This window comes from Dysgonomonas sp. GY75, assembly GCF_015234155.1.
GTDB lineage: Bacteria > Bacteroidota > Bacteroidia > Bacteroidales > Dysgonomonadaceae > Dysgonomonas > Dysgonomonas gadei.
Window position 1 is genome coordinate 458,538 of sequence record NZ_JADCLQ010000036.1, and the last position, 14,637, is coordinate 473,174.

At 39.7% G+C, this 14,637-nt stretch carries 9 protein-coding genes and 1 pseudogene; all 10 read right to left on the reverse strand.

Annotated features, from left to right (window positions below; genetic code table 11):
- Positions 1-63: 63 nt before the first annotated feature.
- On the reverse strand, positions 64-999 hold the full coding sequence (locus IR083_RS14190; RefSeq protein WP_194224812.1) for a hypothetical protein: 936 nt from the start codon (positions 997-999) through the stop codon (positions 64-66).
- A 165-nt stretch (positions 1,000-1,164) separates the two neighbouring features.
- Complete coding sequence (locus tag IR083_RS14195) at positions 1,165-1,305, reverse strand: hypothetical protein (protein WP_194224813.1); 141 nt, start codon at positions 1,303-1,305, stop codon at positions 1,165-1,167.
- Positions 1,306-1,550: 245 nt separating this feature from the next.
- Entirely contained in the window at positions 1,551-1,754 is a 204-nt protein-coding gene (locus IR083_RS14200) for a hypothetical protein (protein ID WP_194224814.1), read from the reverse strand.
- 293 nt (positions 1,755-2,047) lie between these two features.
- On the reverse strand, positions 2,048-4,063 hold the full coding sequence (locus IR083_RS14205) for a hypothetical protein (RefSeq protein ID WP_194224815.1): 2,016 nt from the start codon (positions 4,061-4,063) through the stop codon (positions 2,048-2,050).
- 688 nt (positions 4,064-4,751) lie between these two features.
- Positions 4,752-5,402, reverse strand: a pseudogene (locus tag IR083_RS14210) (DUF1080 domain-containing protein); the annotation flags it as partial.
- 353 nt (positions 5,403-5,755) lie between these two features.
- The gene (locus IR083_RS14215; protein ID WP_194224817.1) at positions 5,756-7,183 is read right to left on the reverse strand and encodes a Gfo/Idh/MocA family oxidoreductase; all 1,428 of its coding nucleotides are present in this window, start codon (positions 7,181-7,183) and stop codon (positions 5,756-5,758) included.
- Between the two features lie 70 nt (positions 7,184-7,253).
- Positions 7,254-7,406, reverse strand: a complete 153-nt coding sequence (locus IR083_RS14220) for a twin-arginine translocation signal domain-containing protein (protein ID WP_194224818.1) — start codon at positions 7,404-7,406, stop codon at positions 7,254-7,256.
- Between the two features lie 134 nt (positions 7,407-7,540).
- The gene (locus tag IR083_RS14225; RefSeq protein ID WP_006800054.1) at positions 7,541-8,695 is read right to left on the reverse strand and encodes a glycoside hydrolase family 105 protein; all 1,155 of its coding nucleotides are present in this window, start codon (positions 8,693-8,695) and stop codon (positions 7,541-7,543) included.
- Between the two features lie 94 nt (positions 8,696-8,789).
- A complete protein-coding gene (locus tag IR083_RS14230) occupies positions 8,790-10,787 on the reverse strand; it encodes a RagB/SusD family nutrient uptake outer membrane protein (RefSeq protein ID WP_194224819.1) in 1,998 nt (665 codons plus the stop codon).
- An 18-nt stretch (positions 10,788-10,805) separates the two neighbouring features.
- A complete protein-coding gene (locus IR083_RS14235; RefSeq protein WP_242052423.1) occupies positions 10,806-14,075 on the reverse strand; it encodes a SusC/RagA family TonB-linked outer membrane protein in 3,270 nt (1,089 codons plus the stop codon).
- Positions 14,076-14,637: the final 562 nt, after the last annotated feature.

Consider the following 14,637-nt stretch of genomic DNA (forward strand, 5'->3'; position numbering starts at 1 on the left):
TATTAAGTGCTTCTTTATCCGGCTGCAATTGGAAGGAGAAGCACTTTCTCTTACATTTAACTATTATTTCAGATTCATTGTATAAAGTACTTTTTCCAGTTCTTTTATCTGGTATGTAAGTACTTTTTCATCCGGGTTTAGAATACCATAACTATGGTTGAATGTCTTGCCTTCAGTCAGAACCCATACAAGAAACTCCTTCACCGCCTTATTTCCGGGAGAATATGCAAACCCGATATTATCTACAGGGATTAAATCGACAGGCTCCGACTCCAATAGCTCAATCACGTTGTCTATATTGACCGATTCCGTAAAATAATTGCGGTATTCTTTCTTTACATCCAACGGAAGAATGGTGATATTGTCTTTCAACCCCCGGGTATTAATATCGAATATATTACCCAAAGCGTTGAATGTGACACCCGTTTTATCTTTCTGTATGGCATTTATGAGAAATGCATCATCACCCGAGATCTTTTTACCCTTCAGGCTTGAGGAAGTATATCCGAAATACGAAGCAAAGCTATGTGCTACTGATTCGTTGTTATTTCCGGAATATACGGTTACATCATAATCCTGTTTTGATGAATTTGTATCTTCGCTAAGTATATCCTTCTCAAAGAAGAGCTCTTTAAATCTTTTATCATTTAACTTTTTCTTAGAAAACTCAGCTAGTAAAGGATTATCTTTACCAATGACAGGCAAGATTGCGTATCGACCGAAGATCAGGATTTGTTCGCCAATCTGCAATCCGTTTTTACTATTGTCCGATACCACTACTTTCAGGGCAATATTTTCTGCCTTTACACTATTATCAGCCAGCCTGAGCTGTGCCTGGGGATTCACTTTGGTATATTCATTTATCCATTTTTCAATCAGGGGAGATGCAAAGCGTGAACTTTTGATATATATGGTTTCGTTTACATTATTTTGAGCAAATATTGGAGATGAAATAAGAAGAGTGACCAATATTGATTTGAAAAGCTTTATTGTTTTCATATTTATTATATATTATTGTTTTATATGCTTTTATATCAGAATATATAAAATTCCAGACCTTAATCAAGGTTATATTATTATCGGGTTACCTATGGGGAAATAGGAAGATTTTATTTTTGAGAATAAAGAAAAAGCGAAAGATATAGCGGAAGCTATAATAAGGAATTAGAAGCAACACATCGACATTCGCATGCCAGAGATTGTAGAAGGAGTAAGATAAGTGGAAGCAGAAGTGATATTCAGAAGGCCATGTACCCCGGAAGGATCATATCGCCGTTCTTTCTGTCGTTTAGTAAATCTTTTCATTTTGCTATTTTTTAGAAATTTAAAATCTTTTTGTTATTTGATTTTCATGAAACAAAATTATGATTCGCTAGCATTATATAAAATACCATGATCATGGTATTTTTATACCATGCATTAGGTATATGCTATAAAATAGAAAATGAAAAGATCATATTTTTTATATTATATGAATTATATATTGAGAAAATTAGTATAATTATATTGCTACTCTAAAAATAATCAATAACCATTAATTATTATATACTTCATAGATATTCGTATTCCGGTTCAACAACGCCATATGAAATAATTTCTTCATAGCCGCTTGGTATGGAATTTACAATCACTCCATCTTTACGACGTAAGGTGAAGTTCTCTCCATCGGGATCAACAACTTGAAATATTATACTAAAGCCGCTTTCATACCGGGCTGAATACCAGTGATCTTTTGTAAAATGTTTTGGGGTCATTATGCTATAAACTTACAACACACAAAAGTAAGACTATTGTAATTGTTTATCAAATTGTAGCCAATAGAGTTATGAACATTTGAGATAAAACAATACAACTAACTAATAATCAAAAAAAATAAAACATACTCAAAAAAGGTAATCCATTTACAACGTCTAAACCTTGTTTATCTATATTATCCGGAAAAGCACTTAAAGAATTGAAGTATTTCAGAAATAAGGTCCCCAATATAAACGAATATCAGGAAGTAAATAAACAAACTTATTTACCTCCTAATACCCTTTATATACTATTATTTCTTATCAAAATAACCCGAAACTCTCTCCGGACTGAGCATCTGCCAAAGAGAAGCGACAGTCCAGCCGGGAGCAAAAATGTCATTATAGAAACCTTTGCCATTTTTCCCGTAATCCCAATGAGTATGCTGTACTACTTCGGGATAGTACCCAACCTTACCTATATCGAACATATGTCCCTCCACAGGCATCAATTGAAGCATCGAGCTTTTTATTACAGACGAAAACTCAGAGAATCGAGGCTCTTTCCTTTCCACTGCCAGCCAATCGAGAATAGTGGCAAATTCAAAGATAAATACATCGATATGATTATTTTCAACCGATACATTACCCCAGCCTCTCGACTTAAAGCCTACATCACCCAGCATTTGTCCCTGGGCAAACGGTACGTCCCACATATAATACCACGAAAGACAGAAGTAAGCCGACTCCTTACACAGGTCGATATAGTGTTCGCGTTCTTTCCCCTTGGTTACAAAAGATAGGTAATACATAGCTGTAGACGCATAAAGCGAGGCTTCTTTATCTTCGCAGTTAGCATCGAGTGTGGATGAAAAATAATCCGATTTGGATATTAACTCTTTTTCGAGATAAACAGCGGTTTTCCGTGCACTCTCCAGATAGTTTTTATCCTTAAAATAGCTATAAGCCATAGTCAGTGGCAGTGTTGCCGATGGAGTACTGCCCCCTGATGCATCTGTAATATTAAAATTATCATTGAACTTGCGCGGAAAACTTCCGTCTGCCTCTTGCAGTTTAAGGAAATTCCCCAGTATATTTTTAATCCGGCTCTCCCATTCCGGATGCGAGCGTCCTTTTTTCTTCTCATATTGAAGATAGTTCAGGATGGAGAATACCCCTTCCGACTGGCGGCGAATACTGTAAACATCAGGCTCGGCATTATGAGAATAGTCAACAAATTCGCGGAAGAAGCCGTTGGTAGTAAAACCGTTTGTCAAATAACTATCAAGTACTGCATTGGCCTTCCGGACTAAATCGGGGCGATTATTTTGTTCTCCATATTCCAATGCATTGAATGCATTTATCAAAACACGTCCCACAAATCCGACTTCGGCTGATCCTGTGCTTTTGCAATCATCGGTACGTAGATGTACACCGGAAAAATACTTCAGGTCATACTTATCCACGTAACTTTCTGTAAAGAAATTGGTCATTACCTTTTTAGCCGACTCCGCATTATAACCTGTCTCAACAGTCTGAGGCTTAAATCTGTCGTATGAATACGTCCATACATCAGAGACGAAAGCAGAATAGTCTTTTACATTTCCTTTTCTTACCTCCCATACAAGATCGCGTGTTTCACCTTTTTCTAACTTTTCGAAAGCCTGTACAGGTGGGATCAATGTGAGTTTGCGGACATATGCTTTTGGAGCTTCGTGGTAAGGAAAGCCAAATACCAAAGTCGAATTCTCGTCAATATTCCGGAAACCAGTATAACCAATTGAAGTTTTCCCTGACAAGATGACCTCACCCGAAGCATGTTGAGCAATAGTCTCGTCCGCAAACTCATCGATCCTTAATATAGTATAGTAATCGCCTGATTTTTCATTATATATTCCTGTAAGAGGTGTGCTCAACCGGTCCTCTCTTACCTGCCAGCTATCGCTCGTATGGAAAGACGGAGCTTCCTTAGGGGAACGCATATTGCGGTGATACCAGAATCCCGGCATATAGAACTGGCAATCGCTATGTTTCATTTCAGGGAGCAGATATGCCTGGCTAAAATTGTAATAAGCCTTTTCTTTTGCTTTAATACTAACTGTGATACGGACTATATCGCCATCTGATGTTAGCTTTCTGCTTATCTGCAAAGGCAAATCCGACTCTGACTCCAAATTACCATCTTTATCGGCTGTCAGCTTGTATGTTACTGATTTATTGCCGGGAACCTTTATCGAAATATTACTTGATAGCTGTTTGTCTATGGAGTTTGCATTTACGCAAAGAACAGATGCTATAACAGTAATAAACAATAATACTTTCTTCTTCATATTTTAGTAAAATTTATTTGTAATGTGAATCTGGAGTTAAAGCAGTTAGCAGTTTTCAGCTAATAATAAAACCTCGTTTAGTTGTAACTTTTTCAAAAAAGGTAACAAAAGTAACAGTTATCTCAGCTTTCAACCCACTGGCGCGAACTTGTAGTCAGTGCTTTGCTCAATAGAGCTAAAAGCCTTACTACGCACCACACAGGTTGAAAGTCTGCGCCAGCTTGAGTATGTAAATGTAACAGTTATTTCAGTTAGCAATTAGCAATTATTGGTCAACAGCTAGCAGTTATTAGTCAACAACGAAATTTCATAACCTTATTACCGCCTGTTTTGGACCGTCAAGTAAAAAAGGTAACAAAAGTAACACGGAAAACAATTAATAATTAAGAATGAAAAATTAATAATTAACTTGTCATACAGAGCAGAGCGAAATATCCCGCCAATGAATAGTCGTCAGTTAACAACTTGTATCTCGTACCTCGTCTACTTGTACCTCTTTACTTATTACTTAAAACTTACTACTTGTTAAAAAGTAACAAAGGTAACACCTTTTGCATGTTGTCTTCGTTGTTACCTTTTCATCCGACAACACGCTTGTTATCTGCCCTATATAGATAAAATCAGATAAAAAAGTTACAGTTATTCTCAACTATTGATTCACATTAAATACTTCTCAACTTTTAACTTCTTATTCCAGTTCTTTTATTTTTATATTCTTAAAGAATACCTCATCACCATGATCCTGCAATAAGATATTGCCTTCGGTAAGATTTCCGAAATTCGGCCAGTTCTTATATTTGCTATAAGCAATAAGGGCATTAAACATTTGGTTATTACGCTCATATTCCACAACCTTCACCCCGTTTAACCAATGTTCGACTTTATTACCTTTAACAATTACTGTTGCAGTATTAAAATCATTTATATCAAACTTAAATGAAGCGCCTCTTTGCGATGGTATAAGGTCATACAAAGACCCCAGTGTTCTGTTACCTTTTACTCCTAATTTGGCATCCGGATGGTTTTCATCATCCAATATCTGGAATTCACAGCCAATAGCAGACCCTTCACCTTTATTCAGGTCAGAATCAACAAAATATTTTACGCCGCTGTTTGCCCCTTTGGTAATCTTGAAATCAACTTTCAGAATAAAATTCTTATATTTTCTTACAGTAACAATATCCCCACCGTTAGCAGCCTCAGCACCGCCACTCTTATGAACCCGGAGTACGCCGTCTTTTATACTCCATCCTTTTTGAGGAAAAGCATCGAGTTTAGCTCCTCTCCAGCCATCGGTGGTTTTTCCGTCCCATAGCAATTTCCATCCTTCGCGTATTTCTGTTTCGGTCAGTACATTCGGTTTTTCATTCTGAGCCAACAGGCTGATAGTAAATAAAGAGACTGATATCAGTAATAATAATTTTTTCATGTCTTTAATATTTTAAATAATAGATAGAATTTAATGATGTATTCGTATTATAATTAATTCTTGTTGTTTTGCTTACTTAACTAGGGCGAACGTTTCAAATTTTCATAGTGTGTTTCTGGCACTTGTAGGGGCGAATTATCATTCGCCCACTGATCTTTTTATTTCGGGCGAATGATAATTCGCCCCTACAGCAACCCTAATAGAGGGTAAGTCTTTGATACGTTTGTCCTATACTTAAGTAATAAACAAGTCTGAAACCCTGATTATACTTTATAAAAGTCCTCCCAACCCTTACGAGGCGGCACTCCGGCCAGCATATCATTTGCGAACGCATTATTGGTTACAACTTTTGTATTCCGGTCAAATTTGATCGGAACATTCAGCCTCTGAGCCATCACCCCTAATGAGAATACCTGGCTAAGCGGACCGAATACTTCGAATGGTGAGCGTGTTTTCTCTTTACCCTGACAGGCCAAAAGGAAATTAGCAAAGTGGTTCGATGTACTCTCAGGTACTTCGGGTAATCTCGAAGCCATTTCTTTAGCCTTCTCTTCGGGTATGATAGATAATGTACTACCGTGCGATCCTCCTTTGAAAATCAAATCTTTCGAATAGATTATTTTTCCGGGATTCAGTTTTTTTGCTTCCATTTTACCACCGGCTACTGTCGGTATATTAGGGTCTAATTCAGAGGTCCCATATCCATTCGGCAATTTTGGTTGATTATTCACGCCATCGTACCAGGTAATATCCAACGGCGGCATATCGCCACGCCGAGGGAAACGGAACTGTATGGTAGAAGACATCGGGAAGAAATAATCGTTATGTCCTTCCAGCATCACCGGATTGATTTCATAAGGTAATCCGAGGTCAAGAAATTCATGTACTGTATCTAAGATATGTGCACCCCAATCCCCTAAAGCTCCCATACCGAAATCGTACCAGCAACGCCAGTTCCCATAATGGTACTTATCGCTGTAGTCGTGATAAGGGATGGCCATCAGCCATGTATTCCAGTCCATACCTTGCGGTATCGGCTGCCCTTCGGGTAATTTATAAATATTGGTATCCCAGCCATGCCATCTGCGGGGAGAATTCATATGAGCCACCACTTCTGTCACATCCTTTATGATACCGGCTTCTTTCCATGCCTTAAACTGAAAATAGTTTGCTTCGGAATGCCCCTGATTACCTACCTGCGTAACTACATTCGGATATTTCTTGGCGGCCTGCATCATCAATTCAGCTTCGTAGAAAGTACGTCCCATGGGTTTCTCTACATATACATGCTTCCCGTAGGCCATAGCCATCATACAAATAGGGAAATGAGAATGGTCCGGAGTACCTACCGATACAGCCTCTATCTCATTACCCATCTTGTCGAACATTTCCCGGAAATCTTTGAACCGTTTCGCTTTAGGAAACTTACCCATGATTTCCTGAGTATGTTTAGCCCCCATATCCACATCACACAGAGCGACAACATTTGCCAAACCTGTTTTCTCAAATTCCTTGATAATATCGCTGCCACGATATCCGATACCAACGCAGGCAAGGTTGATTTTCCCGTTCGCACCATTCACCCGTTTCAGGCTCTCCTCGCTTAAAGCGCTCACAGAACCGATACTGCTTATAGCAAGTCCTGCGGTTGCAATTCCTGCCTTCTTTAGAAAATTTCTTCGTGTTACCATTTTTATCTTATTTTCTTATATTTTTCTGAATAATATTATCAGAAAGTATATATTGTTGCTTCAAAATGTTTCAAAATATCATGTCTTTTCCCGGATTATGCAGCAAAGTATATCTAACCTCCGAGGATACAGAGAGCCGGGGACTGGATACGAACAAAGCTGCTGCTCCTGCCAATACCGTCTTTTTTAAGAAATATCGCCTGTCTAAAGAAATATCTTCCATAAGATTTATTTTAAGCAGCAATAGACAGGCAATATTCTGATGCCTGCCTATTACTGTTAACAATTTTATATCAACAATTCATGCCGGTAGTTGAACATGATGTATCTAAACTACAGACCTCCAATTTAACTAAATCATTTTCTTTTTACATCATCACTGGCTAAGCCATATGCACACCACATAAGTGCGGCTTGTCCATGCATATCTCCGATCAGGCGTTTGCGATTGATATAATGGTTATAGTCATTTTTCGTACCGGTACCTTCACATACATTCCTCAGATTATAATCTTCATTCAGGTATGTAAGTAATGCAAGCCAGCCTTTACGCGCGGCGGCCCCATATGTTTTCTTATCCAGCCAGCCATTCTTTACTCCAACAATCATTGCGTATGTAAACATTGCCGTACCGGATGTTTCTCTCCACGAGTTAGGATCGTCGATAAGTTGTCCCCACATACCATCATATCCCTGATATCGCAGTAGGGTTTTCATCATCTTTTTATAGGCTTCTTTTATTTTCTCATTATGAGGATTATCCTTGGGAAGTATTCTTAACAGTTCGGCCATTCCCACAGCCATCCAGCCATTTCCCCGTCCCCAGAAGAAAGGAGCTTCCGGTGCATGATAAAACAATCCGTTTTCGCGTTGTATACGGTCAAGGTAAAGAGCCATCTCATTGGCCGACCTATCTATATATTTCTTATCTCCTGTAACCAGATACGCCTGATCCTGAACTGCTGTTATCATAAACATGTCATCGATCCAGAGACGGGTTTGCCAAGAGTAACCTTTATCATGCCATTCTTTTTCATAATCTTTAGGATTCTCCGGCAATATCCATTGACCGTCTGCATATTTCATCCCAAGATCGAGGTATTTTTGTTCTTTTTTCTTCTTATATATCTCTAGCGGTACAGCCCCAAATACATACCAGTCTACAACATTATGTGCAGTAGGACGCAGAGTGGGTAAAAAATCCTTTTCGGTGGTGAACAACGGATCGAATCTGTCGACCAGTTTGTTGTACAGATTCTCATCTTTTACAGATTGGGTAAACCATAAAGCACCCAGCCACGCGCACACATCAGGATAGGTAACAAACGTTACTTTATGTTCAGAGTTGATATTACCCCAGTGTGAATGCGGAGTCTGTAGATATCTTTCTGTAAGTTTTTTGCCGATAAATTCAGGTTCACATCCTTCAGGAAAATTTTTCAGATCATAACTCTGGGCAAATGATAATTGAGTAGAGAAAACAAATAATAATATAAATATTTTTTTATACATAAAGTTCTTTTTTGTTCATTAAATAAACTAACACTATTAACCGGCTAAATTGTAGTTTCACCGGTTAATAGCATTTAGGTACACAGACTCTAATTTACTCTGTTTTATATTCGTCTGCTACAGCATCCTCCCAGTTATCCCATACCGGGGTATTAGGATTATAGCCATCATAACCGTAATTTTGACCTAAGTCACCTTTGTTGTTCGCTCTGATCTCCTTGTTAGGAATCGGCCAATAAATATTCTTTTTATCCATCATATAGTTAATGGAGCCTTTGGTCGCATTAACGCTTATAGGACCTTTATTATACATACCTTTTTTGGTAACACGCTGATACCAGTAGCTTCCGCCGGCAGCATCCGTACCACTCTGTTTGTCGAAGGTATCCAGTTTATAAGTATTTCCCCATTCGTCAGGTTTACCGCTACGGGCTAGACACAACGATACACGGGTCAACTCTACATTACGCCATTCTTCCCAATACAATTCACGGGCACGCTCATCCATAATATCCCCGATGGTTACGGTAGAATAAAGTTCGGTACATTTCGCCCTCTTTCTCACTTCATTCACATCATCCTTTGCTGTGGCATCACCCAGGTAAAATTTCGCCTCTGCCCTTATCAGATATGCTTCTGCCAGACGATAAAGATACCAGTCGGCTATACCTCCATTTGTAGCACCCCTGTTTCCGTCAGAACCGCTTATATTAGCTTCATTGACAGGATCGTCCAGATAGAATTTGTAATGAGGAACATCGAACCAGCGACGGATAGTATCACTGCATAACAGCTTTCCTTTGTCATCGAAAAGTGTTACAGGATTTCCGAATTCTGAAGACGCCTTATTATTTACGCGGTAATCTTCCATCCGTATCCAGTTACCGGTGGCTGAACTGTGACGCAAGTCGGTGGCATCCATTTTCCCGTTTACTTCCCATACTTTATGAGTCTGGAAGTAAGACGGACGGAATGTAGCGATACCACGTCCGAATGCACGCATATAATCATACTTGGAATTGTAATCAGCGCTATTGCGTTTTATGTTCATCAGTGCCTGTTTGCTGTCTTTTGTCTGTACCTTTCCGTCAAAGACAAAAGGATATAAGATACGCATTGTTAACATCTTAACAAAAGATTCAGCTTCTGCCCCACGATTTGGCATCCCCATAATAACCTCTTTGTTTGCAGAAATAAGTTTATTTTCAGCACGGTGCATATCCCAGATTACATTACGTGTAATAGGCCAGGTAGCAGGTTCGCCGCCGTCGTTGAATGTTCCGAAATTTTCAGTCATTAGCGAGTAGCCCGATTGGTCGATCACTATATCCATCAGGTCTTTAGCTTTAGTATACTCGCCTAATGCCAGATAACATTTTGCCAGCAACATGCGGCAGGCTCCTTTATTTATCATACCTATCACGGACATATCTTTCTGGTCAGGCACCCATTGCACAGCAAATTCCAAATCTTTGACAAGCATTTGCAAAATGGCATCGCGTTTGGTCCTGCGGTAGTTTTGTTTAGGCACTTCTACCACTTTGGCTGTAAGCGGCACATCTCCATATTGAAAAACCAAAGCATAATAACGGAATGCACGATGGAAGTATGCTCTGCCTTTGAAGGCGTTTTTGGAGGCTTCATTCATTCCTTCAACTCCATCCACATATTGGATAATGGTATTGGCGTACATAACTCCTTTATAAGTTTCCTCATAGAAATACCACATGCTGTTTGTCCTGTCCAGATTGTTTTGAGACGATTGATCGCTTGTCGGCGTTAGCATACTTGCTATATTGTCGAGCATTCCACTCTTGTCAGTGGCTGAGCCAACCATCAGGTCGGAGAAGATATATTCCGTCCCCAGCGTAAGCATCTCGTTATGGTCGGTCGAGTAATATCCTCTGAGATGACGGTCGCATATAGCCATTGCCGCCATCAGGCCCGATTCGGTAGTGAACGTAGCCCCTGGTTCGTAAATGGATAACGGTTTGGGGCTCAGAAAATCCTCCGAACATCCGCTAAATAAAATTGTGCCTCCCATCAGCAAGCTGAGGCATATATAGTTTATTTTCTTTATTATCTTTTTCATATCTGTTACTATTAGAGGTTAAAAGGTTAAATTCAATCCCAGCGTATAGACACGTGTAGCTAATCCACCATATTTCCCATTACCTGAATCGAAAGCCGGATCTACTTCAGGATCACCATATTCCCAGTCTTTTGCCCATGTGGCAACATTGCGAACAGAAGCATAAACTTTAACATTCTGTATATCGAATTTTGAAACCCATTTTTTTGGTAATGTATATCCTACAGAAATATTCTCAAGACGAATAAATGAACGATCGTATAATCTACCCGGACTGGCAGGCCCCCCTATCTTACTAGGTCCCTGGGCATTGATCCGTCCATACTTATCTGAAGGGTTATCGATACTCCAGTATTCTTTTTCCGGCACATTCTGCAAAGCATAAGTCATGCGTCCTCCATCGTCATCAAAGTTCAGATAGTAACCTGCCAGACTCTTATGTCCCATATAAGAATAGATATTAAACGAGAAAGTCAGGTCTTTCCACAATGTAAACTCATTACGCACAGACCAATGGATAGGAGGCGATGTTTGTCCAAGAAATTGTCTGTCCTTGTCGTTATACACAGGCGTAATAGAACCATCTGCATTTACGATATCATCAGCAGTGTAGCTGTTTTCTACTTTAGGGTCGCCCGGAACTTGTCCGTGTCTTGCAGCTTCTTCCACTTCATCTTTCTGCCATATTCCGGTAACACGATAGTTCCATATCTGGCTAACAGGTTTTCCGATAAACCAACCGTTTGTCAGGTCATCCATCTCTTTGCTACCCGTTACATTGCCATTGGCGTCCAGCACGTCTTCATACTGGTAATACAAGTGCTTTATTTCGTTCTTGTTGTATGAAAACCCGAATCTGGTAGTCCATTTAAAATCCTTGGTATCGATATTCTGCGTATTTAATGAAATTTCAACTCCACGGTTATCCACCTGTCCCAAATTGGTAGTAATATTATTAAATCCGGTAAAGGTCAGCAGGCTTTGTCTCATAATCATATCATGGGTTTTCATGTTATAATATTCGATAGTACCTGATATCCGGTCGTTGAGGAATCCAAAGTCAAGTCCAAAGTTCCACGATGCGGTTTTTTCCCACTGAAGATTTGGATTTGCCATCCGTTCCGCCATTAAGTAACGGTATAGGTTCAACTCCCCCTTCGAATCGATATAGCCATGCATTTTACCGGCTCCCGCATAAAGATTGGAGAGATACTGGTAAGGATCTGATAATCCTCTGTTTCCATTCTTTCCGTATGATACACGCAGCTTACCGTTATTCATTATATTGCCCCATTTGAAGAATTCTTCGTTTGCAAATGTCCATGCAGTTCCTACCGAAGGGAAAGTCGCATATTTATTGTTTGACCCGAATCCGGAATATCCGTCCCGGCGGATAGACCCGGTTATCATATAGCGGTCGTCGTAGGAATAAAATAAACGGGCTAACAATGCGTCTGCCGTTTGGTATGTATCATAAGATTCGAACGTACTGTTTTCTTTCGTGCCATTCTTGGTATTGTGGAATCCTAATGCATCTGATGGCTGGATATTACGGGCTTCGATGCGGTCCTTCCATGATTGCAGTATCTCGGCTTCCTGCACAAGTGTCAACATTGCGTGATGCTTTTGATTGAAAGTGTAATCCCAGGCAAGGGTATTGTTATGTGACCAATCGAAACGCTTTGTCTGCTCGCGGTTTACTCCACGTGATGCAGGATCGGAACCCGGCAATTCGGCCGACATAAAATAACGGTCGTAGAAAAACTGGTAGCGTGGCGAAGCATTGAATGTATAAGTAACATTGTATGGCAGTGTTATTTTGGCATTGAGTATAGTATTCAATGTTGTATAACCTTTTTCCAGTTCCAGATATTGTTTCTGGAAATCATAGTTATAGCCTCGTTGGCTATAGCTTCCGTCGAGAGGATATTGTACCGGGTTGCCGTTCTCATCCGCATAATCGGCATAAGGGCTGTTGCGCATCTGATAATCCAAATCTATACCGACTTCACCATCCGAACGGTTCTGAAAGTTTACGTTGGCGCCTATCTGTAGCCATTTGGTAACATTAGCATCCAGTTTCATATTGGCGCGTATAGCTTCATATTCATCACTTTTTGCAGCTCCTTGATTTTTCAGATAGCCTAGCGAGAAATAATAATTTACATTTTCTCCCGCACCACTTATACTTGCATTATAGTCCTGATTGAATCCTGTGCGATAAGTCTTATCTGCCCAATCGACAGTCCTTCCCGCAAGAAGGTTATCGAGAGCATTCCCTTGAAATTCCAAACGCCTGGCCCAGACGCTCAAATCAGAATCATCAGTTCCGTTAACAGTGTAGCCACGCCATGTATCCTGAGATACGCCATAACGGTCAAGACCGTCTACCCTTGCAAAATATCCGGTCGGAAATTGCAGGCTGCCATCTGTTTTTCTTGCCTGATATGCTTCATAAGCGCCGGTTTCCGGATTCACGCCATAAGTTCTCTGTTCGAACCAATCCTGACGGTGTTGCAAATAGTCTTCCGGGCCGAACCTTTCACGATAGTTGCTCCGTTGTGTAAGTCCGATGCTGGTAGTAACATTTATAACGGGTTTACCCTGCTTTCCTTTCTTTGTAGTAATGATAATAACACCACTTGCTGCTTTCGCCCCATAAACAGCTGCTGCTGAAGCATCCTTAAGAACGTCTATCTGGGCGATATCATCCGGATTAATTTCCGATAGTTCTCCATAAAACTGCATTCCGTCAAGAATGAGCAGAGGGTTATTATGGCCACCGTCGGTATATACCGAACGTTGTCCGCGTATTTCCATGTTACCACCACCTTTAGCAGTTGCACTGTAACCCACCTGCAAACCGGGTGTACCCCTCAGGATATCCTGAACAGTTTTCGGATTTTCATTTGCGAGGTCGTCGGGACGGATTTGAATAACGGAACCAGTCAGATCTTTTTTCCTCATAGTACCATATCCTACGACTACAACTTCTTCAAGATTAAGAGCGCCTTCACTCATTACTATTTCATAATTGGATTTCTCGGTTATTTCCAGTTCCTGAGTAGTATATCCAATATAAGAAACGACAAGCGTGCCTTTCGATGGAACACTCAGCTTAAACTTACCATCCACATCCGTCATAGTCCCCAGAGTAGTGCCTTTTACCGCAACTGTGGCTCCAATTACAGGCTCTCGCTGGGTATCCAAGACCGTTCCTGTAATATTTTTATTACTTGTTTGCGCATTCAGGTGAATGCATAAAAACATGCTGTATAGAATCAGCATACAAAATCTAATTTTTGAAATCATACAATACAGATTTATGGTTTAACTATTTACAATTGATATATTTCATAGGTATAAATAATTGGGTTTCGTTAGGTATAATAGATTTATCTCTAATTATTAATCCTCAAATTATCAGTAAGATTAATTGAACGAATTCATTAATCCCCTGTCACTTCATTGTTTTTCCATAGGCATAAACTTTGGGGTTATCTAATTAATTTTTAAGTATATAAATAGATGATCTTCATCTTTATTTCAGGATGCTATGATTACCGGTAAACACAAAAACCTTCTTCCGCGAACAGATTCGTTCCACGGAAGAAGGTTTTCTTAAAACAGAAATAACTGGCCGGATTGTATTTACGACATCCAGACTGTTGTTTTTTCGCCCTTTTTTTAGTAAGATTATTCTCTCTCTCTCTCTCTCTCTCTCTCTCTCTCTCTCTCTCTCTCTCTCTCTCTCTCTCTCTCTAACAAAATACAGTTAACCGACAAATTTTCAAGCAAAAAAATGTCATTCATAATCGTTGTATTTTGTATTATATGGAGCATATATTAT

Bases quoted from the DNA above. Each gene is read 5' to 3' on its own strand.
- IR083_RS14190 (WP_194224812.1), bottom strand. From the start codon at position 999: ATGAAAACAATAAAGCTTTTCAAATCAATATTGGTCACTCTTCTTATT.
- IR083_RS14195 (WP_194224813.1), bottom strand. From the start codon at position 1,305: ATGAAAAGATTTACTAAACGACAGAAAGAACGGCGATATGATCCTTCC.
- IR083_RS14200 (WP_194224814.1), bottom strand. From the start codon at position 1,754: ATGACCCCAAAACATTTTACAAAAGATCACTGGTATTCAGCCCGGTAT.
- IR083_RS14205 (WP_194224815.1), bottom strand. From the start codon at position 4,063: ATGAAGAAGAAAGTATTATTGTTTATTACTGTTATAGCATCTGTTCTT.
- IR083_RS14215 (WP_194224817.1), bottom strand. From the start codon at position 7,183: ATGGTAACACGAAGAAATTTTCTAAAGAAGGCAGGAATTGCAACCGCA.
- IR083_RS14220 (WP_194224818.1), bottom strand. From the start codon at position 7,406: ATGGAAGATATTTCTTTAGACAGGCGATATTTCTTAAAAAAGACGGTA.
- IR083_RS14225 (WP_006800054.1), bottom strand. From the start codon at position 8,695: ATGTATAAAAAAATATTTATATTATTATTTGTTTTCTCTACTCAATTA.
- IR083_RS14230 (WP_194224819.1), bottom strand. From the start codon at position 10,787: ATGAAAAAGATAATAAAGAAAATAAACTATATATGCCTCAGCTTGCTG.
- IR083_RS14235 (WP_242052423.1), bottom strand. From the start codon at position 14,075: ATGCTGATTCTATACAGCATGTTTTTATGCATTCACCTGAATGCGCAA.